Source organism: Actinokineospora spheciospongiae, from assembly GCF_003182415.1.
Taxonomy (GTDB): Bacteria; Actinomycetota; Actinomycetes; order Mycobacteriales; family Pseudonocardiaceae; genus Actinokineospora; species Actinokineospora spheciospongiae.
In genome coordinates this window covers 502,023-522,011 of sequence record NZ_QHCP01000003.1, presented here as the reverse complement: position 1 = coordinate 522,011, position 19,989 = coordinate 502,023, and the positions used below count along the sequence as shown (strand labels likewise).

Sequence of the window (19,989 nt, the reverse complement as noted above, 5' to 3'; positions counted from 1 at the left end):
ATGGCCTTTGTCGAGAATGCGCTCGCCCGAATCCCGGAACCGGTGCGGGCCATCCTGGTCAGGCACCGGGAACTGCTCAAGTTCGCGGTCGTCGGCGGTATTTGCTTCATCGTGACAATCACGGTGAACTACGTGCTCAAATTCACCGTGCTGAACCGCAATCCGGTGACCGCGCAGGCCATCGCGGTCATCGTCGCCACCATCGCGTCCTACGTGCTCAACCGCGAGTGGTCCTTCCGGGAACGCGGCGGCCGGGAGCGCAGGCACGAGGCGGCGCTGTTCTTCCTCATCAGCGGCATCGGCGTCGGCATCAACTCGCTGCCGCTGTTCCTGTCCCGCTACGCGCTGCACCTCCAGGTCCCCAACGTGACCCTGATCACCCAGGAGGTCGCCGACTTCGGCTTCGGCATCGTGCTGGGCACGGCCCTGGCGATGGTCTTCCGGTGGTGGGCGTTCAAGAAGTGGGTGTTCCCCGACGCCGAGGCCCGGGTGCGCCCGCTGCGGGCGGTCCGCCCCGCCGGCGACACCGAACGGGCGGCGTAACCGCAGGTCCTTCGCCTAGACTGCGCCGGTGACCGTAGTCGAGTCGGTGTTGGGCGTGCTGCCTGCGCCACTGCGAAACCTGCTGCTCAAGCACCGCGAACTGCTCAAGTTCGCGGTGGTGGGCGGCACGACGTTCATCATCGACAACGTCATCTGGTACGTCCTCAAGCTGACCGTGCTCGCCGACAAGCCGATCACCGCGAAGGCGATCGCCATCATCGTGGCCACCATCGCGTCCTACGTGCTCAACCGCGAGTGGTCGTTCCGGATGCGCGGCGGCCGGGAGCGCAGGCACGAGGCGGCGCTGTTCTTCCTCATCAGCGGCATCGGCGTGGGCATCAACCTGATCCCGCCATTCGTCTCCCGCTACGTGCTCGACCTCGAGGTGCCCAACGTCACCCGGGCGGTGCAGGAGATCGCCGACTTCGCCAGCGGTTCAATCATCGGAATGCTGCTGGCGATGTTCTTCCGCTTCTGGGCATTCCGCAAATGGGTCTTCCCGGATGAATTGGAACACCGCCGTTGAGCGGGGCCGACAAGAACCAGCGGGGGCGAGCGCGCTGAACTAGCGGGGCGAGCGTTCCGCCGGCCATTTCACCCCGCGCACGTTGCCCGCCTTGGGCACCGGCAGGAACACGGTGAACGTCGGCGGCCGGGCCGTCGACAGCTCCAGCCTGCCGCCGTCGGAGTCGACCAGCGCCCGGGCCAGCGCCAGGCCGAGGCCGGTGGAACCCGCGCCGGACACGCCGCGGTCGAAGATGTGCGGGGCCAGCTCGTCGGGCACCCCCGCCCCGCCGTCGCTGACCTCGATGACCACCGTGTCGGCGCGCGCCGGGTCGCCGGTGCGGGCGGCCAGGGTGACCGTGCCCGCGCCGTGGCGCAGCGCGTTGTCCAGCAGCACCCCGATCGCCTCGCGCAGCCGGGCCGGGGTGACCCTGGCCAGCAGACCGGGGGCCAACCGGGCCCGCAGCGCCCGCCCCTCCGACCGGAACACCCCGCGCCACTCCTCGACCAGCCCGGACAGCTCCTGGGCCAGGTCCACCGGTTCGGCGCCGACCGCGCGGGCCTCGCGGGCGGCGGCGAGCAGCTCGTCGAGCACGTCGGCCAGCCGCTCGGCCTGCTCCAGCGCCTCCCTGGCCTCCGCGGCGGCGTCGGCGTCCGGGATGGACGTCAGCGCCTCCAGCCGCAGTTGCAACGCGGTCAGCCTGCTGCGCAGCTGGTGCGACACGTCGCCGACCAGGTCCCGCTCGCGCTGCACCAGTTGGGCCAGCGCGGTCGCCGAAGCGTCCAGAGCCTCGGCGACCATGTCCAGCTCGAACAGGTCGTAGCGGGCCCGGTCCAGCCGGAAGTCGCCCGCCCCGAGCCGGGTGGCGCGCTCGGCCACGTGCCGCAGCGGCCGGGCCAGCCTGCGCGCGGTGACCATCGCCACCACCGTGCCCGCCGCGATCGTCAGCACCACCACCAGCGACACCAGCACCGTCACCTGGGTCTGCCTGGTCCGCAGCGGCCCGGCGTCGAGCAGCAGCCGGACCCGGCCCTGCCCGACGATCGACAGCTCGTCGGTGGTCACCATGTCCTCGACCAGCGGGGCGCCGTAGCTGCGCTCGCCCTCGCCGGGGATCGACACCACCAGCCGCCCGCCCGGCGGCACCGCGAGCTGCACCTTGGACAGGTCGACGCGGCGGCCGTTGGCGATCTCGTCGTCCAGGGTCGCCGCGATCTGCTGGCCGCGGGTCTGCAGGTCCTCCTTGGTCAGGCTCTCCACGACCTGCAGGGCCGTGTAGCCCAGCGGGATGCCCAGGGCGCAGGCGGTGACGGTGACCGCGAGCAGGATCGCGAGCAGGATGCGGCGGCGCACGTCACTCCGCGTTGAAGCGGAAACCGACCCCGCGCACGGTCGCGATGCGCCGCTCGGAGAAGCGGGGACCGCCCTCGCCGAGCTTGCGGCGCAGCCACGACATGTGCATGTCCAGCGTCTTCGACGTCTTCAGCTCCGGGTCGCTCCACACCTCGGTCAGGATCTCCTCGCGGGTCACCACCTGGCCCGCGCGCTGGATCAGCACCCGCAGCAGCTCGAACTCCTTGTTCGCCAGGGTGACCTCCGCGCCGTCCACGGTCACCACCCGGGCGGCGAGGTCCATCCGCACCCCGTTGACGTCGATGGCGCCCGGGGCCTGGCGGCGCAGCAGTGCCCGAATCCGGGCCAGCAGCTCGGCCAGGCGGAACGGCTTGGCCACGTAGTCGTCGGCGCCCGCGTCCAGCCCGACGACGAAGTCGACCTCGTCGGCGCGCGCGGTCAGCATCAGGACCGGGATTCCGCGACCGGCGGCGCGCAGCCGCCTGCACACGTCCAAGCCGTCCAGGCCCGGTAATCCCAGGTCGAGCACCAGCAGGTCGGGCACGCCGGTCGAGGCCGTCTCCAGCGCGCTCTGGCCGTCGGAGACGACGTGCACCTCGTAGCCCTCCCGGTGCAACGCCCGGGACAGGGGATCGGCAATGGCCGCGTCGTCCTCGGCCAGCAGCACCACACTCACAGGACACAGCGTAGGCGTGGCACCATCGCTGCCGTGTCAGCCGACCTCACTTTCGCCCTCCGGCTCGCCGACGCGGCCGACGGGATCACCCGTTCGCGGTTCCGCGCGGCCGACCTCACCGTCGAGCGCAAACCGGACCGCACTCCCGTCACCGACGCCGACACCGCCGTCGAGGACGCCGTCCGCGCCCTGCTCGCCGAGGCCAGGCCGGGCGACGCGGTGCTCGGCGAGGAGCGCGGCGGGGAGGTCGGCGCGGGCCGGGTCTGGGTGCTCGACCCGATCGACGGGACCAAGAACTTCCTGCGCGGCGTCCCCGCCTGGGCCACGTTGATCGCCCTGGTGGAGGACGGCGCGCCGACGGTCGGCGTGGTCAGCGCACCCGCCCTGGGCAGGCGCTGGTGGGCCGCCCGCGGCGAGGGCGCCTGGCTGGGGCAGGACGGCGCGCAACCGCGCAGGCTGACCGTGTCCGGCGTGCGCGACCTGGGCGACGCCTACCTGTCGACCACGCACCTGGGCACGTGGACGGAGTACCACTCGCGCGAGCACTACCTGGCCCTGGTGGACGCGTGCTGGGAGAACCGGGCGTTCGGCGACTTCTGGCAGCACTGCCTGGTCGCCGAGGGCGCGATCGACCTGGCCGCCGAACCCATCGTGAACCCGTGGGACGTGGCGCCGCTGCAGGTCCTGGTGGAAGAGGCGGGCGGCCGGTTCACCGACCTTGGCGGGATCGCTCGGTTCGACGGCGGCACGGCCCTGTCCTCCAACGGCCACCTGCACGACGCCGCACTGGACGTCCTGCGCCGCGACTAGGCCTGCGGCAGTCCTTTCGGCGCGGCTAGTCCTTCGGCGCGGCCTCGTCGACCACCGGCGGAACCCGCCCGGTCTCGGGCTCCGCGGCCCCGCCACCGCCGGTCTCCCCGGCGACCGGGAGGACGCCGACGACCCCGCGCACGACCTGCGACCAGGTCAGCCTGCCGAACAGGTAGTGGCAGGCGACCTGCTCGCTGGTGAACCGCGCCCAGTCGTAGCGGTTGCCCTGCTCGCGCCAGAACACCTCCCACCCGGGGGTCTCCGGGTCCGGATCGGCCACCAGGCACCAGGTGTTGTCGGCCTCGACGCCGACCGAGACGACCCCGGCCGGAACGCCCACGGCGGCCAGCAGCTCCACGACGGACTCGGCGTTCACGCCCGGACCTCCTCGGTGATGTCGACCAGGTAGCCCAGCGCCACCAGGTCGGCGGCGGACCGGGTGGCGCGCAGGCGGTCACCGCCGCCGGGCTGGGCGAACCAGGCCGCCGACACCGCGCGCCACACCGGCAGCGGCCGCAGCACCCGGTAGCGGTGGTACCCGGCGGTGAGCAGCGCGGGCGGCAGCGAGCGCCGGGCGAACGGGGTGCCACCGGCGGCGAACACCCGCCCCTCGGCGGTGCCGAACCGGTCGACGACGGTGCCCACGGCGAGCACGTCGGGCTCACCGGCCGCCACCCCGCCCTCGGGGAAGACCTCCCCGGGCGGCCAGGCGTACTCGGTCGCGGACGCCGGGTCGTTCGGGTCGTACGGGCGGACCAGGAACCGGCGGTCCCAGTCCCGCTCGTGCTCACCGCCGAGCGGGTCGTACCCGTCGGCGAGATGACCGGCGGGGACGGTGGGAGCGGTGGGTGCAGGGGACGAGATCCGGGTGGTCAGGTCGATCAGGTCGGACCGGGGGTGGTCGTCCGGCGCGAACCGGCCACCCGCCGCGTAGTCGAGTTCCACGGGCGGCGCGGCGAGCTGCCGGGCGGGCGCGGCGCCTGCGACCGGCAGGTGCCCCAGCGGGAACAGGCCGACCAGGAACAACGCGAGCGCGGGGTCCTGGTCGGCGCGGCCCGCCCGCGGCGCCGGTGCGGCGGCGAGCCCACCGGCCGCACCGGCGGCGGGCTGCTGCGCCCCCGCGGCGCGGCCGTCCTGCCCACCACCCGGACCGCCCGCCGAGCCACCGCTCGGGCTGTTGGTCGAACCGCCTGCCGGGTCGCCGGTTGGGCTGCTGGTCGGGTTGCCGGTTGGGCCGCCGGTCGGGGCGGAGCCCGCGGGCCTGCCGCCGAGCAGGTCGACCAGCTTGGTCTGCCGGGCGTCGGTCGGGGTCTCCGGCGGGGTCTGCCCCGCCAGCGCGCCCTGGATGCCGACGGGCACGACGCCGCCGACCTCGTCGGGTTGGTGCGAGACCGGGGTCGCTGTGGCCTTGTCCGGCTTGGCGGTGCCCGGTTTGCCGTGGTCGGTCGCGGTCACCGCCGGGTCCGCGCCCGCCAGCCGACCGCCGCCCGAACCGCTCGCGCCACCGGCCGCGGCAACCGCACCGGCGGCGGCCCTCGCCCCGGGTTCGGTGCGCGCTCCCCCCGGCTCGGCACGCCCCGTCGCAGCACCACCCGCCGCACCGGAGCCACCGCCGGGACCACCTGAACCACCGGAAGCACCCGGTCCACCCAGGGCGGCTCCAGCAGCCGGAACAGCCCCGGCAACCGGGACGGCCGGGCGCCCGACAACCGCTGCCGACGCGCCGGGACCCCCGCTCACCGGAGCCGGGGAAACCGGTCCACCGCCACCGACAGCACCACCAACCACAGCACCGCCACCAGCAAGAGCACCACCACCAACACCACCGCCGCCTGCCCCGGCACCACCACCCGCGAAGGCACCGCCGAGGTTCTGCTGCGCGGGCGGCACGGAACCGGCAACCGGGGCCGCGGCGTGCGCCGGGGCGTCGAGCACCGCCGCGGACGCGGCCCGCACGGCGTCGTGGTTCACCGGCAGCTCGGCCGCGACGTGACCGGGCAGGTCCACCGCCCCGGAGACCACCGGCGCCAGCGGACCGGCGCCCGACGGCACCGGACCGGACGACCCCCGACCGGGCGGTGGCTGGTGCCCCGCCTGCGAACCGGCTTGGTCGGTGCCCCGGTCGACCGCACCCGCGGTGTTGTCCACGACCTGCGCGACCGGACCCGGCGGCCCGCTCCCCGGCTGCGCGCCGACGACGTTGTCGACGGTGCCGGAGGCCGTGTCGACCACCCCCGCGGCCGTGTCGACGACCCGGCCCGCGCCGTCGAGGGCGCCGCCGACCGGTCCGCCCGCCGGGGTGCCGGTGAGCGCGTGGTCGACCCCGCTGACCAGGTTGTCGACCAGCGGCAGACCGGTGCCCCCGGTGGCCCCCGCACCGGCCGGGGCGCCCGGCCCGCTGTCGCCGAGGACGGGCAGCGCCTGGTTCGCGACGGCGTGCTGCACGCCCCTGACCATGGTGTCGACGACGGGCAGCCCGGTGGGGCCGCCGTTCCCGGTCAGCCCGGACACCACGCCGGGGACGACCCCGGCCAGGCCCTGCCCGGCCTGGCCCGCGCTGCCGCCGCCGACGAGGTTCTGCACCGGGGCGGGCAGGCTGGCACCGATCGGTCCGCCGGGCGCGCCCGGGTTGGGGTCGACCACGTTGGTGAAGCCCGCGGCGCCGGTGCCGGGCAGCACCGAGCCGACCAGGGTGTCCTTGATGTGGGCGACGTTGGCGGCGGTGCCGCGCAGCGCCGTCTCCAGGCCGAGCAGCGCGTTGGGCAGTCCCGCCGCGGCGGCGCTGTGCGCGGCGTCGGTGTTCTTGGCCAGTTCCACCAGGTTGCGCACGATGGCGACCTTGGCCTCGCCGACCTGCTGGGCGGCGTGCTCCAGCTTGTCGGCGTTGGCGGTGCAGGAGGTGATCGTCGCGGTCAGGTGCCCGGTGTCCGGGGTGACGAACCGCTCCCAGTGCCGGTTCGCGGCGTCGCCCGCCTCGCCCGCGAAGCTCGACAGCGCGGTGCGGGCGGTGCCGTCGGCGTCGCCCGCGAGCGAGCCCATCCGCACGCCCGCCTCGCGCCACGCCCCCGCGGCCTGGCGCATCCTGTCCTCGTCGGCCTCCGGCCAGACGACCCCCGCGGCGGCGGCGACCGACACCAGCTCGGCGGGCAGCTCGATTCCCATCCCGGTCCCCTACGCGTCCGCTGAGCCGATGGTCCTGGCGTTGTCGGCGTCGCCACCGCGGTAGCCCTCGGCCGTGCCGAGGAACCGCCCGCCGACGTCACCGAGCCTGTCCGGCAACGCACCCAGGTCGCCGAGGGTGTCCCGCGCGGCCCCCAGGTACCCGGAGGCGAAGCTGCGCCCCACCTCGTCGCCGCCCCAGCACTCCCCGACGGCGCTGAGCACGTCGTCGAGGTCGCGGTGGATGGCCCCGGCCCGCTGCGCGAGCGCGTCGAACTGACCCGCCCGCGCGGCCAGCGCGTCGGCGTCGGCGCGGAAGCCCTCCCCGGCCATCAGGCCCTCCTCGGCGAGTCGGACTCGAGCCAGCTCACGTGCTCGAAGCTGTCGTCGGGATCGGCGGCCGGGCGCGGCGGCGCGACCTCGGCCGGGGTCAGGTCGGCGGTGCCGCGCAGCAGCGCCTCCGGGTCGGTCCCCGAGGGCAGCACCGGCGCCACCACGTGCCCGGCCGCCCGCGCCGCCAGCGCGTCGGCGGCCGCGGTGGTGCGCACCACGACGGTGGCCAGCTCGGCGGGCCGGTAGCGGCGGTAGGCGCCGTCGTCGATGGTCAGCGCGGTCAGCGCGCCCTGGGCGGAGACGGTGGCGGTGACCAGCCCGCACGGGCTGGTGGCGGACTCGCTGATCGCGGCGAGCGCGGTGTGCACCCCCGCGAGCTGGTCGCGGCTGCGCCGGTAGTCGGCGAGGAGTTCCTCGACCTGCGCTGCGTGGTCAGCCACCACGGCCACCTCCGCTGGGTAGTCGGCGCCTGCACGGTCCCCGGTCACGCGTTGGACGGGTGGAGGGGGCGGCCGGTTCCACCCCGCGCCGGTGATTCTCCAGCGCCACCCGCACGGCTTCGAGCCCGCGCCGCAGCACCCCCGTCACCGCCGCCCGAACAGCGGCGACGACCCCGGCGGGCGCAACCCGGCAACGACGGCGGCCCGCACCGCCCGCGCCAGCGGGGCCCCGACCGCCGACCGCGGCCCGCCGTACCGCTCGACCGGACCGCGGGTGGGGCACAGCAGCACGGTCGCGTCGGTGCAGGTGCCGGTCCCCGGCACCCCGGACTCGACCAGGGCCTGCGCCTTGGCCTCGGCGACCGTCGCCACGGCGTTCACGAGCGCGGCGTCGACCAGCCGGACCGGGAGCAGGCACACCGCGTTGATCGTCCCGACGGCCTGCGCCGTTTCGCCGCTGGGTTCAGCGGCGGCCCAGGTGGGCGCGTCCCCGATCCCGGTGGTCACCCAGGCGGAGACCCCCGCGTCGCGGTGGTGCCGGACCAGGCGGACGTCGACCCCGGTGAGCAGCCCGCACCCGGCCCCGCGCAACCCGATCCGGTCGGCGATCTCCCGCAGGTGGACCTCCGGGTCGTCGCGGTCGTAGCTCAACGGCACGGTCGCGTTCACGACCCAGCGCCGCTCGCCGATGCCGCCGCCGAGCGGCCCGGAGGAGATGGCGAGCACCGGCTCGGGCAGGCGCCAGAGCAGCACGTGCCCCTCGTCCGCGACCAACTCCGGCTCCACACCCACCACCTCCGGTCCCGGTTCAGCGGCGAGCCTGGACCTGCCGCAACAGCGCCTCGCGCGTCTCCCCCGCGCTCAGTGCCATTCCGCCGAGTTGCCGCAGGTGAGCCGCGCGCCCCTGGTTCTCCAGCACGATATCGGTGTCGTGGTGGGTGAGGTGGACTATCGGCGGAAAGTGCGCGACGTCCAGAACGCGGCACCCAGGCCAGGTCACCACGGTGTCGGGGAACAGCCGAATCCTGGGCAGGTGGTCGTGGAAGAGGTGGAGGAGTTGTGCGCGGTGGTCGCGCTCGGGCAGACCGGGATTGCCCAAAGCCCGTGGGTGGATCAAGAACCGGCTGTTGCGCAACGCCGCCGCACGGATCGCCGGGTCGGAGTGGGGATTCGCGCCCGTGGCGTGTTCGACGGCCCGATCGTACTCCGCTGTCCGAAGTGGACCGGGGATCAGACCGGGCTCGAACCAGGTGATCTCATCCGCGAGCCCCTCGATGTCCCGAAGGGGGTTCTTCCCACCGCCCGGGCGAATGATCCACTCGGTGAGTTCCGCGGTCCTGGCCCACTCGTAGAGCGTGGGACGGCGCCCGGCGGGAACGTCGAGCAGTGCGCAGAGACCGCCGACCTCCAGCGCGGTCGGTACCCGGCGGCCCGTCATCACCCGGTTCACCATCGCCGGACTCATCGAAATGGCGGCTGCCAGGGCCCGGGTGGTGAACCCACGCGCCCGCCGGGCGCCGTCGAGTTCGCGGGCGAGCAGCAGGCCGCGCAGGGTCTTGGCCCGGACGACGTCGTGGTCTTGCGTCGTGGTGGTTGCGGGCATGGCGTTGTTCCTCGGAATCGATTCGTGTTCGGAGAGCGGCGGAATCACCACGGGCATGAGTTCGATCAGGTGGACCCGGTCAAGGGCAGTCGACCGCTCAACTCGGCAACCGGGTATGCGGCCGCCACCAAGGCGATCGCACAATCCGGGCACAGGAGCTTGCCCTCCGGTCGTGACGGTGCCGCCGTGTCCACGGGTATCCGGCACAGCCCCCGCATGTCGAACGACCCGCCCATCGCACGACGGTCCAACACCACGTGCGCGCGATCCAACCAATAGGGGCTGGTCCCCCAGCGCACCAGCGGAAGACTTCGCACCATTGCCACCTCGCGTCTGTGTTCCGACCCCAGCGGACACCACGGTCGCGACAAGCGTTGGGCGTTGCCTCCGGGTGCCTACCCGGCAGTCTTGCGGCAGTGAGGCTTCCGATGAAGTGACGAGCCGTCACAGCCACCACGAAAGAAAAAGTGGGCTAGGACATGGCGTCCCAGCCCACCCGGAAACGCGCCGTCACAGGTCGATGTCGAGGCGGTCGGCCAGCCTTTGAATGGGTGCTTGTCGTCGCTTGGCTCGTTCGGCCAATTCGCGCACGGTCTGTCGACCGAGGGTGTGGTAGCGCAGCCACTCCGGCGCGGTGCGTTCCGCGACGAGAAGCTGTTCGACAGCGGCCTCGTCGTGGTCCAACTCGCTGTGGGCGATGGCCACGTCCAGCAGGTGGCGCGATTTCCAGGTCGGCGACACCCAGCCGTTCCCCGGCACGCCGGCCGCCAAGGTCAGCGCTTTGTCGAACTGCTCGCTCTCGACCGCCGCATTGACGGCTGCGATGCCCGCGTTGGTCGGTCCGAACGGGGTGGCGTAGATGTTGTAGTCGCGTTCGATGCGGGCGGCTGCCGTGCGGGCCAGGTTCATGTGCTCGTTGCTGCGGTCGATCTGCTTGTCGCGGACAGCGGCACTGGCCGCCCGCAACATCAGGATGCCCCACACCGCTATCCGCTGCGGCGAGTCTCGAAGGAGGTCCGGCTCCATGAACGCGGCCTGCCGCAGAGCGGCCGTCTCCGCGTCGTTGAGACGTCCTTGCTTGAAGAGCACCCAGGACAGGGCCGACACGTTCATCGCGTGCAACAACTCGTTGTTCGACTTCGCTGCCGCCTCTTGGGCGCGGATGAGCCCGATGTACCCGATGTCCGGCCTGCCGAGACCCGTCATCATGGTGGAGGCGATTTGCAGTACCTCGGACAACAGCCCGTAGGCGACAACCTGCTCGGCGCCGGAAAGAGCCTGTGTGGCGGCTCGGGCTTCCGCGATGAGACCGGGGAGCATGGACCCGAGTTCGGCGAAGCTGCCCTGCTGCCTGACTCGTTCCGCCTCCTTGAGCGCGCCGCTCAGGTGTTCAACAGTCGGCGGCTGATCGTTGAAAACGTTGTCGTCGCCCAGCCCGGGGAAGTAGTCGAGCGCGCTCAGTTCGTCCCGGATCGCCAGAATTCCGACGGCTTGTTCGTCCACCGTGGCGTGGATCGCCCCGGATTGGCCTAGCAATTGCGCGATCTCGATGTCCAGGGCCCGGGCCATCCGCGTCAGCGAACTCATGCTGGCGGTGTGGCGAACTTCCTGTTCGAGTTTGCGCACCAGGTCAACGCTGACGTCAGCCTTCTCAGCGAACTGCTCCTGGGTGAATCCGCGACGCTTGCGCATCCTCTTGATACGCACGCCCAAGCTCGCATCGTCGCTGGCCATGAGGTGGACACCTCCGGAAGACGAGGGGGTGGAGTCCAGGGTACGGGCCTCAGCCGCGCAGGGCCTGGACCACGCGGGACGGGCTGGGGCGGCCGAGGCGCCCGGCCATCCAGGCGCTGGTGTCGGCCAGGGCGTCCAGGTCGACGCCGGTCTGCACGCCCAGGCCGTCGAGCATCCAGACCAGGTCCTCGGTGGCGAGGTTGCCCGTGGCGGATTCGGCGTAGGGGCAGCCGCCGAGGCCGCCCGCGGAGGAGTCGACCGTGGTGATGCCGAGGCGCAGGGCGGCGAGGGTGTTGGACAGGGCTTGGCCGTAGGTGTCGTGGAAGTGGACGGCCACCGACCCCAGGGGCACGCCCGCGGCGGCGACCTCCCCGACCACGGCGGCGACCTGGCCGGGGGTCGCCACGCCGATCGTGTCGCCGAGGGACAGTTCGGAGCAGCCCATCGACACCAGTCGGGCGCCGACCGCGGCGACCTGGGCCGCGGGTACCGGGCCCTCCCACGGGTCGCCGAAGCACATCGACACGTAGGCGCGGACGTCGAGGCCTTCCGCGCGGGCCCGGGTGACCACGGGCTCGAACATGGCGTACTGCTCGTCCAGGGTGCGGTTGAGGTTGCGCTTGGCGAAGGTCTCGGTGGCGCTGCCGAACACGGCGATGTGCCGTACCCCGGCGGCCAGGGCCCGGTCGAGCCCGCGCTCGTTGGGCACCAGGACCGGGTAGCGCACGCCCTCGACCGGCTCCAGGCCCGCGAGCAGTTCCTCCGCGTCCGCGAGCTGGGGCACCCACCTGGGGTGCACGAAGCTGGTGGCCTCCAGCGTGGTCAGGCCCGCCGCCGCCAGCCTGGCCAGGAACTCCAGCTTCACCTCGACCGGGACGACCGCCTGCTCGTTCTGCAGACCGTCGCGGGCGCCGACCTCCCAGATGGTGACCCGGGGTGGCAGGCCCTGCGCCGGTACGCGGTCGGGGAGGCCGACGTCCCTGGCCCCCATGTCAGCGCCGTCCGCGCGGCTCGTAGCCCTGGTCCGGGTAGCCGTGCGGGGGCAGGTCGGCCGCGGGGCGGGCGAAGTCGTCGTGCGGGTTGTCGTTGACCTCGCGGTAGAGCAAGGTGTGGACCTTCTCCACCGAGGGGATGTCGTAGAACTCCAGGGGCTCCTGGGAGCTGGACTCGATGATCAGGGTGCCGCAGCCGACGACCCGGTCGATGAGGCCGTGCTCGAAGCGGACGCTGCTGATGCGCGAGAGCGGGATGTCGATGCCGGTGCGGTTGACGACACCCATCCGGGCCATCACCCGGTCGGTGGTGATGATGAAGTGGGTCGTGCGCCAGCGGATGAACGGGGCGACGAAGAGCCAGGCGATGAGCACCACGGCCAGCGCGGCGATGACGATCCAGGCGATGTTGGCCCACTCCAGGTCCTGGGCCAGGACGGCGAGCCAGGTACCCACGCCGAGGACGACCACCAGGCAGAAGTACGGCAGCAGCAGCATCTTCCAGTGGGAGTGCTTGTGCAGCACCACCTGCTCGCCCTGGCTGAGCAGGTCGTCGGGGTACGCCACGTCGTCCTCCTGGTCGTCGCTGCTGACGCGATCACCGTACCCGCGCGGCGGCCCCCGGGTCCCGGGGTGGCGGGAAGTCGTTCAGGCGAGGTCGCGCACGTGGACGACGTCGCCCGCGGACAACGGGCGGCGGGTCCCGGCGACGTCCACGACCACCTGCCCGTCGGCGTCGATGTCGACGGCGAGGCCGCGCAGTTCGGAGCCGTCGGGCAGCTCCACCCGTACCCGCCTGCCCAGCGTGGAGCAGTGCGCCCGGTAGAACGCCAGCAGGCCCGCCCCGCCCAGGTCGCCCCCGGCGGCGCGCCACGCCCGCTCCGCCTCGTCGAAGGCGCCCAGCAGGGCGATCGCCGCCGCGGCCCGGTCGGGGTCGCCGCCCTCCTGGGCCAGCGAGGTCGCGGGCAGTCCACCCGGCCCGGCCGGGACGGCGGTGCCGAGCGGGCCGACGTTGAGGCCGATGCCGAGCACCACGGCGGGTCCCCCGGCGGTGGTCACGACCTCGGCGAGCACCCCGGCGCACTTGGCCGGGTTCGTCCCGGCGAGCAGGTCGTTGGGCCACTTCAGGGTGGCGGTGACCCCCGCCGACCGCGCCGCGCGGACCAGCGCCACCCCGGCCACCAGGGCCAGGGTGCCGAACTTGGCGACCGGCACCCCGTCGGGGCGCAGCAGCACGCTCAGGTACAGCCCGCTGCCGGGTGGCGACACCCACGTCCGGGACCGCCTGCCGCGCCCGGCGGTCTGCTCCTCGGCGATCAGCACGCTGCGGTCCGGCGCCCCCCGCTCGGCGGCGGCGACCAGGTCGGCGTTGGTCGACCCGGTGGCGGCCACCACGTCGACCTCGGCGTAGCGGTCGAGCAGGTGCGCGCGGAGGTCCTCGGCGTCGAGTTCGGACATACCGAGCAGCGTAGGGCGTGTCCCGGGAGCCCCGCGCCGAAGCGGTCCCGATCGGGTGACGCCCCGCGCCGGGGGTGGGGCCCGGCGCCGCCCCCGGGGACCACCCGGTCGGAGCGGGAACGGGCGGGCCCCGGGGAGCGGCGCCCACAGCCTCTTACCTCCACCGCGCTGGAGGTCAAGAGGTTGTCCGCAACACCGTGACGTCCCCTACGTGCACTGCTGCGACGGCCTCCGGGTCGCTAGGGTGCAGCCTCATGAGCAGTGCGACCGAGCCGATCGGCCAGGCCCCCGCGGACGAGCCGGACCTCCACACGACCGCGGGCAAGCTGGCCGACCTGTACCGGCGCGACGACGAGGCGATCCACGCCGGGTCCGCGCGCGCGGTGGAGAAGCAGCACGCCAAGGGCAAGTTGACCGCGCGCGAGCGGATCGACCTGCTGCTGGACCCGGGCTCCTTCGTGGAGCTCGACGCGTTGGCGCGGCACCGGTCGACCAACTTCGGCCTGGAGAAGAACCGGCCCTACGGCGACGGCGTGGTGACCGGGTACGGCACCGTCGACGGCCGCCCGGTGTGCGTGTTCTCCCAGGACGTGACCGTCTTCGGCGGTTCGCTCGGCCAGGTCTACGGCGAGAAGATCGTCAAGGTGATGGACCTGGCGATCAAGACCGGCCGCCCGATCGTCGGCATCAACGAGGGCGGTGGCGCGCGCATCCAGGAGGGCGTGGTCTCCCTGGGCCTCTACGGCGAGATCTTCACCCGCAACGTGCGGGCCTCGGGCGTGGTCCCGCAGATCTCGCTGATCATGGGCGCGAACGCGGGCGGGCACGTGTACTCCCCGGCGCTCACCGACTTCATCGTGATGGTCGACCAGACCTCGCAGATGTTCATCACCGGCCCGGACGTGGTCAAGACCGTCACCGGCGAGGAGGTGACGCTGGAGGAGCTGGGCGGCGCCCGCACGCACAACACCAAGTCCGGTGTGGCGCACTACATGGGCGCCGACGAGGAGGACGCGATCGGCTACGTGAAGGAGCTGCTGTCCTTCCTGCCGTCGAACAACCTCACCGAGGCGCCGGTGTTCCCCGGGTTCGTCGAGGAGGGTTCGGTCCTCGACGGCCTCGGCGAGTCCGACAACGAGCTGGACACGCTGATCCCCGACTCGGCGAACCAGCCCTACGACATGCACGAGGTCATCAACCGGGTCATCGACGACGGTGAGTTCCTCGAGGTGCACCCGCTGTTCGCGCCGAACCTGATCGTCGGCTTCGGCCGGGTGGAGGGGCGCAGCGTCGGGGTGGTGGCCAACCAGCCCACCCAGTTCGCGGGCTGCCTGGACATCGACGCCTCGGAGAAGGCGGCGCGGTTCGTGCGGACCTGCGACGCGTTCAACATCCCGGTGCTGACCTTCGTCGACGTGCCCGGCTTCCTGCCCGGCACCGACCAGGAGTTCGACGGCATCATCCGGCGCGGGGCGAAGCTGATCTACGCCTACGCCGAGGCGACCGTCCCGCTGGTCACCGTGATCACCCGCAAGGCCTTCGGCGGCGCCTACGACGTGATGGGCTCCAAGCACCTGGGCGCGGACATCAACCTGGCCTGGCCGTCGGCGCAGATCGCGGTCATGGGCGCCTCCGGGGCGTCGAACATCCTGCACCGGCGCACGCTCAAGGCGGCGATGGACGCCGGTGAGGACGTCGACGCGCTGCGCGCCAAGCTGGACCGCGAGTACGAGGACACCCTGCTCAACCCGTATCAGGCGGCCGAGCGCGGGTACGTCGACGCGGTCATCCCGCCGTCGCACACCCGGGGCAACGTGGCGCGCGCGCTGCGAATCCTGCAGGACAAGCGTGAGAGCATGCCGCCCAAGAAGCACGGCAACATCCCGCTGTAAGGAGACCGCTGTGACCGACGCAGAGAGCACCCCGCCGCAGCCGCTGCTGCACGTGGTCCGGGGCGCCCCGGACGACGTCGAGCTGGCGGCGCTGACCGCGGTGGTCGCCGCCGCGGCCGCCGCGGGCGGCGAACCGGAGCCCGAGCCGACGCCGAGCGCGTGGGCGGACAAGGCGGCTCTGGTCCGCGCCCCGCTGCGGCACGGCGCGGGTGCCTGGCGCGCTTCCGCGAAGCCCCGCTGACCGACCCACCCCGCTGCCCCCGACCCGCCAGGGTCGGGGGCAGCGGTCGTTTTGGCGCTCCGGCCGGTGCCGGGCGTACTTTCTGCGGTACTTCGGGTCGGGTTCCGGCCCGATCAACGCGTGGGCGGTCGCCTCCACCGCCGGGTGCGAGGTCCGGTGAACGCATCGGCGGCACGCGACGTCTCAGGGGGCATGGTGGGGATCGGCAGGGTGGGGATCGGCATGACGGACAGGGGCGCGGCGGGGGTCCGCGGTCCGTGGGTGGCGCTGTTCGCGCTGTGCGCGTGCTTCTTCATGGTCATGCTGGACTCGACCATCGTCACCGTCGCCATCCCGGCCGTGCTGACCGGGCTGGACGCCACCCTCAACGAGGTCATCTGGGTCAACAGCGTCTACCTGCTGGCGAACACGGTGCCGCTGCTGGTCACCGGCCGCCTCGGCGACCGGTACGGGCCCAAGCGGGTGCTGGTCGCCGGGCTGGTGCTGTTCCTCGGCGCCTCGCTGTGGTGCGGGCTGTCGACCTCGGCCGGGTCGCTGATCGCGGCGCGGGCGGTGCAGGGGCTCGGGGCGTCGGTGATGACGCCGCAGACGCTGTCGTTCATCAGCAGGCTGTTCCCGCCGCACCGGCGGGCGGCGCCGATCGCGGTGTGGGGCGGGGTCGCCGGGGTCGCCACGATCACCGGGCCGGTCCTGGGCGGGGTGCTGGTGGAGCACGTCGGCTGGCCGTCGATCTTCCTGCTGAACCTGCCGATCGGCGCGGTCGGGCTGGTGCTGGCGCTGCTCCTGCTGCCGGACTGGCGCCCGAGCACCCGGATGCGGTTCGACACGGCCGGGGCGCTGCTGGCCGCGGCCGGGCTGGGGCTGGTGGTGTTCGGGTTGCAGAACGGGCAGCACTACCGGTGGGGCGCGATCGTCGGCCCGATCGGGGTGCTGCCGGTGCTCGGGGTGGGCGTGCTGCTGCTGGGGGTGTTCGCCCTCCGGCAGCGGGTGCCCCGGCCGGACCCGCTGGTGCCGCCCGCGCTGTTCGCGGACCGCTCGTTCGGCTACGCGAACCTGGTGCACGCGGCGCTCGGCTTCGCCACCACCGGGATGTTCCTGCCGCTGGTGCTCTACGCGCAGTCCGTGCTGGGCCTGGACCCGGTGGAGTCGGCGCTGCTGTGCCTGCCGATGGCGGTGGCCGCGGGGCTGGCCGCGTTGGTCGCCGGGCGGGCCCTGGTCCGGGTCGGCGGCAAGCACCTGATCATCACCGGGCTGGCCGGGCTGGCGGCGGGGACGGCGGTGCTGGCCGTGTTCGCCGCGCCGGACGCCGACCCGGGGGCGCTGGTGCCGGGCCTGGTGGTGGCCGGGATCGGCATCGGGCTGGTGTTCTCGCCGCTGACCGCGACCGCCACCGCCGGGCTGCCGCCGGACCTGGTGGGCGCCGGGTCCGGGGTGTTCAACACGTCCCGGCAGGTCGGCGGGGTGCTGGGCAGCGCGGCGACCGGGCTGCTGCTCCAGGTGGGCTTGGGGGTGGCGATGCCGAACGCGGCCAGGGAGTACGCGCGGGTGCTGCCGCCGCGCTACGCCGACGAGTTCGTCCGCCGGATCACCGAGGCGGCCGACTCCGCCGGTCAGTTCGGCGGTGAGGGCCCGGCCGTCCCCGTTGACTGGTCGCCCAGCGTGGCCGAGAAGGTGCGCGAACTGGCCACCGACGCGTTCGCCCTCGGGTTCACCACCGCGACCCGCGCCACACTGGTGCTGCCGGTCGTGGTGCTGGTGCTGGGCGTGATCGCCGCGGCCGGGCTGCCGACCGGCAACGGGGAAAACCGCGGGCTGCCGCCCGGGCGGGGAACTCCGTAGCGTCGTGGGCATGACGATCCGGACCTCGCTGCTCACCCTGGCCGTGGTCGCCACCACCGGGCTGGTCCCGGCGACGGCGGTGCCCGAGTTCCGGGGCGTCGCGGTGCCGGTCACCGCGAGCGAACCGGTGTACTCGTACCCGGGCGCGGTCCGCGAGACGGTGTGGGTCGACACCGGGCTGACCGCGCCGGACGGGCAGCGGGTGCGGGTCGCCGCGGACGTCATCCGGCCGTCGGACGCCCCGGGCCGGGTGCCGGTGATCATGGACGCCAGCCCGTACTACCTGTCGCTGGGGCGCGGCAACGAGAGCCAGCGCAAGGCCTACGACAGCGCGGGCAGGCCGACGTCGTTCCCGCTGTTCCTGGACAACTACTTCGTGCCGCGCGGGTACGCGGTGGTGCAGGTCGACCTGGCGGGCACCGGCCGCTCGACCGGCTGCGTGGACGTCGGCGGACCCGCGGACATCACCTCGGCCAAGGCCGTCGTGGACTGGCTCAACGGCCGCGCCACCGGCTACTCGGCGGTGACCGGCGGCACGCCCGTTCCCGCGTCGTGGTCCACCGGCGCGGTCGGCATGATCGGCAAGTCCTGGGACGGCACGGTCGCCAACGGCGTCGCCGCGACCGGGGTGGCGGGGTTGAAGACCATCGTGCCCATCGCCGCCATCAGCTCCTGGTACGACTACTACCGGGCCACCGGCGCCACCTTCCCCACCGGCGACCCGGCGGGCCTGGCCCGGGTGGTGGAGAACGCGCAGGGCGCGGCGGGCTGCGCGTCGGTGAAGTCCGCCCTGACCGCGGGCGCCCCCGCCAGCGGCGACCTGACCCCGATGTGGCGGGCCCGCGACTACGTCGCCGGTGCGGCGAACGTCCGCGCGAGCGTGTTCGCGGTGCACGGCCTCAACGACCTCAACGTGAAGGCGCTGAACTTCGGCCAGTGGTGGTCGGCGCTGCCCGCGTCGGTGGAGCGCAAGGTCTGGCTGTCGCAGACCGGCCACGTCGACCCGTTCGACTTCCGCCGCGCCGCCTGGGTCGACGCCCTGCACCGCTGGTTCGACCACTACCTGCTCGGCCTGGACAACGGCGTGCAGGACGAACCCCGGTCCACGGTGGAAACCGCCCCCGACGTCTGGCGCGACGACCCCGCCTGGCCGGTGCCCACCACCCCCACCACGCTGCGCCCCACCCCCGGCACCACCGCGGGCGTCGGCACCCTCGGCACGCCCACCCCCACCCCCGGCACCACGGCGTCCCTCACCGACAACCGCAGCGACGAGTACACCTGGATCACCAACCCCACCACGACGTCCTTGGCGCGCGTCCTCTACCGCACGGCCCCGCTGGCCACCGAGTCCCGCATCTCCGGCACCCCGTCGATCACGATCACCGCCACCCCCTCCACCACGGCGGCCCGCCTCACCGCGGTCCTGGTCGACTACGGCCCCACCACCACCCGAGCCGCCCGAGACCCCGGCGAGGGCATCGCCAACCTCACCACCCGCTCCTGCTGGGGACCGTCGACCCCGTCGGACAGCTCCTGCTACCTCGACACCAGGACCACCACCACGACCAGCCAGCAGACCGTCATCGCCCGCGGCTGGGCCGACCTGGGCCACCACGCGGGCCTGGACTCCCGCCGCACCCTCACCCCAGGCACCCCGTACGCGATCACCTTCCCGCTAGCCACGACCGACCACACGCTCAAGCCCGGCCACCGCCTCGCCCTGGTCATCGGCAGCACGGACAGCCCCTACATCACCCCGGCGGGCACCAACCCCCGGCTGACGGTGGACCTGAGCAAGACCTCCCTGCGACTGCCGCTCCAGGGCGCGGTCTGATCGCACGGTCGGGTGATCTTCGCGCACGGCAATCCGATGAGCGCCCGAGAACAGATAGAGTCGAACGAGTGTTCGATCTGGAGGGAACGGAAAGGACGTCCGCCGTAGGCGAACCGCTCGACGGTGGACTGCCCATGACCGCGCGGCAGGAGCAGTTCAGCCTGGCGTTCGTCAGGATGATCGCCGCCGCATCGGGATGCTCGATCAAGAGCCATGAAACCGACTACGACGGCGTCGACATCACCATCGCATCATCGACCGAGTACAAGACGTGGTACTGCCCGGAGATCGAGATCCAGCTCAAGTGCACGACCCAACGTGACCTGCTCGGTGACGAGCACCTGGCGTGGACGCTCAAGCGCAAACCGTTCACCAAGCTCACCCACCCCCAAGCGGTACATCGAGGCGTTCCTCGGCGTACTGCTGATTCCCCGAGACGACGAACTGCTGCTCGACCTGACCGAGGAGCGCCTCACCACCGACAGCCGGATGTACTGGCAACACGCCCGCCTACTGGGTGATATGGCCGACGGAGCAGCCAGCAAGACAGTGCACCTACCGAGAAGTAACCTCT

At 73.0% G+C, this 19,989-nt stretch carries 20 protein-coding genes; 8 read left to right on the top strand and 12 right to left on the bottom strand.

Annotated features, from left to right (window positions below):
- Together DFQ13_RS10000 and DFQ13_RS09995 are read left to right on the top strand one after the other, a co-directional pair.
- Entirely contained in the window at positions 1-543 is a 543-nt protein-coding gene (locus DFQ13_RS10000) for a GtrA family protein (protein ID WP_110079732.1), read from the top strand.
- A gap of 28 nt (positions 544-571) precedes the next feature.
- Positions 572-1,069 carry a GtrA family protein gene (locus DFQ13_RS09995; RefSeq protein ID WP_035287483.1) on the top strand — a complete coding sequence of 166 codons (498 nt, stop codon included), beginning with the start codon at positions 572-574 and terminating at the stop codon, positions 1,067-1,069.
- 39 nt (positions 1,070-1,108) lie between these two features.
- On the opposite strand, the gene DFQ13_RS09990 is transcribed toward DFQ13_RS09995, so the two are convergent.
- Both DFQ13_RS09990 and DFQ13_RS09985 read right to left on the bottom strand, forming a co-directional pair.
- Complete coding sequence (locus tag DFQ13_RS09990) at positions 1,109-2,401, bottom strand: ATP-binding protein (protein ID WP_110079566.1); 1,293 nt, start codon at positions 2,399-2,401, stop codon at positions 1,109-1,111.
- A gap of 1 nt (position 2,402) precedes the next feature.
- Positions 2,403-3,071 (bottom strand): response regulator transcription factor, encoded by a 669-nt coding sequence (locus DFQ13_RS09985; protein WP_110079731.1) that lies wholly within the window; start codon positions 3,069-3,071, stop codon positions 2,403-2,405.
- 39 nt (positions 3,072-3,110) lie between these two features.
- Here DFQ13_RS09985 and hisN point away from each other — a divergent pair, with 39 nt between their 5' ends.
- Positions 3,111-3,887, top strand: a complete 777-nt coding sequence (hisN, locus tag DFQ13_RS09980) for a histidinol-phosphatase (RefSeq protein WP_407643150.1) — start codon at positions 3,111-3,113, stop codon at positions 3,885-3,887.
- Between the two features lie 25 nt (positions 3,888-3,912).
- Here the strand turns inward: hisN and DFQ13_RS09975 are convergent, their stop codons facing one another.
- The 10 genes from DFQ13_RS09975 to DFQ13_RS09930 all read right to left on the bottom strand — a co-directional run bounded on the left by DFQ13_RS09975 (position 3,913) and on the right by DFQ13_RS09930 (position 13,606).
- The gene (locus DFQ13_RS09975) at positions 3,913-4,263 is read right to left on the bottom strand and encodes a hypothetical protein (protein WP_052021785.1); all 351 of its coding nucleotides are present in this window, start codon (positions 4,261-4,263) and stop codon (positions 3,913-3,915) included.
- Positions 4,260-7,049, bottom strand: a complete 2,790-nt coding sequence (locus tag DFQ13_RS09970) for a TNT domain-containing protein (protein ID WP_233438337.1) — start codon at positions 7,047-7,049, stop codon at positions 4,260-4,262. Before DFQ13_RS09970 ends, DFQ13_RS09975 begins: the two co-directional genes overlap by 4 nt.
- Positions 7,050-7,058: 9 nt before the next feature.
- Positions 7,059-7,379 (bottom strand): WXG100 family type VII secretion target, encoded by a 321-nt coding sequence (locus DFQ13_RS09965; protein ID WP_110079565.1) that lies wholly within the window; start codon positions 7,377-7,379, stop codon positions 7,059-7,061.
- Entirely contained in the window at positions 7,379-7,822 is a 444-nt protein-coding gene (locus DFQ13_RS09960; RefSeq protein WP_181399908.1) for a YbaB/EbfC family nucleoid-associated protein, read from the bottom strand. Before DFQ13_RS09960 ends, DFQ13_RS09965 begins: the two co-directional genes overlap by 1 nt.
- Positions 7,823-7,963: 141 nt before the next feature.
- Positions 7,964-8,605: an adenosylcobinamide amidohydrolase gene (locus tag DFQ13_RS09955; RefSeq protein ID WP_233438336.1), complete on the bottom strand. Its 642-nt coding sequence runs from the start codon at positions 8,603-8,605 to the stop codon at positions 7,964-7,966.
- A 22-nt stretch (positions 8,606-8,627) separates the two neighbouring features.
- Complete coding sequence (locus DFQ13_RS09950) at positions 8,628-9,422, bottom strand: helix-turn-helix domain-containing protein (protein WP_181399907.1); 795 nt, start codon at positions 9,420-9,422, stop codon at positions 8,628-8,630.
- A 510-nt stretch (positions 9,423-9,932) separates the two neighbouring features.
- Positions 9,933-11,156 carry a helix-turn-helix domain-containing protein gene (locus tag DFQ13_RS09945; RefSeq protein WP_110079562.1) on the bottom strand — a complete coding sequence of 408 codons (1,224 nt, stop codon included), beginning with the start codon at positions 11,154-11,156 and terminating at the stop codon, positions 9,933-9,935.
- 49 nt (positions 11,157-11,205) lie between these two features.
- Positions 11,206-12,147 (bottom strand): hydroxymethylglutaryl-CoA lyase, encoded by a 942-nt coding sequence (locus tag DFQ13_RS09940; RefSeq protein WP_110079561.1) that lies wholly within the window; start codon positions 12,145-12,147, stop codon positions 11,206-11,208.
- 1 nt (position 12,148) lies between these two features.
- Positions 12,149-12,715, bottom strand: a complete 567-nt coding sequence (locus tag DFQ13_RS09935; RefSeq protein WP_110079560.1) for a PH domain-containing protein — start codon at positions 12,713-12,715, stop codon at positions 12,149-12,151.
- Positions 12,716-12,796: 81 nt separating this feature from the next.
- On the bottom strand, positions 12,797-13,606 hold the full coding sequence (locus DFQ13_RS09930) for a biotin--[acetyl-CoA-carboxylase] ligase (protein WP_110079559.1): 810 nt from the start codon (positions 13,604-13,606) through the stop codon (positions 12,797-12,799).
- 254 nt (positions 13,607-13,860) lie between these two features.
- Between DFQ13_RS09930 and DFQ13_RS09925 the strand changes: the two genes are divergently transcribed.
- The 5 genes from DFQ13_RS09925 (at position 13,861) to DFQ13_RS09905 (ending at position 19,936) form a co-directional block, all read left to right on the top strand.
- Entirely contained in the window at positions 13,861-15,498 is a 1,638-nt protein-coding gene (locus DFQ13_RS09925; protein WP_035287464.1) for an acyl-CoA carboxylase subunit beta, read from the top strand.
- A gap of 10 nt (positions 15,499-15,508) precedes the next feature.
- Complete coding sequence (locus DFQ13_RS09920; RefSeq protein ID WP_035287462.1) at positions 15,509-15,739, top strand: acyl-CoA carboxylase subunit epsilon; 231 nt, start codon at positions 15,509-15,511, stop codon at positions 15,737-15,739.
- Positions 15,740-15,961: 222 nt separating this feature from the next.
- On the top strand, positions 15,962-17,578 hold the full coding sequence (locus DFQ13_RS09915) for an MFS transporter (protein WP_110079727.1): 1,617 nt from the start codon (positions 15,962-15,964) through the stop codon (positions 17,576-17,578).
- Positions 17,579-17,588: 10 nt separating this feature from the next.
- On the top strand, positions 17,589-19,415 hold the full coding sequence (locus DFQ13_RS09910; protein ID WP_110079726.1) for a Xaa-Pro dipeptidyl-peptidase: 1,827 nt from the start codon (positions 17,589-17,591) through the stop codon (positions 19,413-19,415).
- A 68-nt stretch (positions 19,416-19,483) separates the two neighbouring features.
- Positions 19,484-19,936 (top strand): DUF4365 domain-containing protein, encoded by a 453-nt coding sequence (locus DFQ13_RS09905; RefSeq protein WP_219994347.1) that lies wholly within the window; start codon positions 19,484-19,486, stop codon positions 19,934-19,936.
- Positions 19,937-19,989 lie beyond the last annotated feature (53 nt).

What these genes read in the sequence shown, in the direction of transcription:
- DFQ13_RS10000 (WP_110079732.1), top strand. Translation starts at nt 1, where the DNA reads ATGGCCTTTGTCGAGAATGCGCTCGCCCGAATCCCGGAACCGGTGCGG.
- DFQ13_RS09945 (WP_110079562.1), bottom strand. Translation starts at nt 11,156, where the DNA reads ATGGCCAGCGACGATGCGAGCTTGGGCGTGCGTATCAAGAGGATGCGC.
- DFQ13_RS09950 (WP_181399907.1), bottom strand. Translation starts at nt 9,422, where the DNA reads ATGCCCGCAACCACCACGACGCAAGACCACGACGTCGTCCGGGCCAAG.
- DFQ13_RS09940 (WP_110079561.1), bottom strand. Translation starts at nt 12,147, where the DNA reads ATGGGGGCCAGGGACGTCGGCCTCCCCGACCGCGTACCGGCGCAGGGC.
- DFQ13_RS09925 (WP_035287464.1), top strand. Translation starts at nt 13,861, where the DNA reads ATGAGCAGTGCGACCGAGCCGATCGGCCAGGCCCCCGCGGACGAGCCG.
- DFQ13_RS09970 (WP_233438337.1), bottom strand. Translation starts at nt 7,049, where the DNA reads ATGGGAATCGAGCTGCCCGCCGAGCTGGTGTCGGTCGCCGCCGCCGCG.
- DFQ13_RS09915 (WP_110079727.1), top strand. Translation starts at nt 15,962, where the DNA reads ATGACGGACAGGGGCGCGGCGGGGGTCCGCGGTCCGTGGGTGGCGCTG.
- DFQ13_RS09965 (WP_110079565.1), bottom strand. Translation starts at nt 7,379, where the DNA reads ATGGCCGGGGAGGGCTTCCGCGCCGACGCCGACGCGCTGGCCGCGCGG.
- DFQ13_RS09930 (WP_110079559.1), bottom strand. Translation starts at nt 13,606, where the DNA reads ATGTCCGAACTCGACGCCGAGGACCTCCGCGCGCACCTGCTCGACCGC.
- DFQ13_RS09910 (WP_110079726.1), top strand. Translation starts at nt 17,589, where the DNA reads ATGACGATCCGGACCTCGCTGCTCACCCTGGCCGTGGTCGCCACCACC.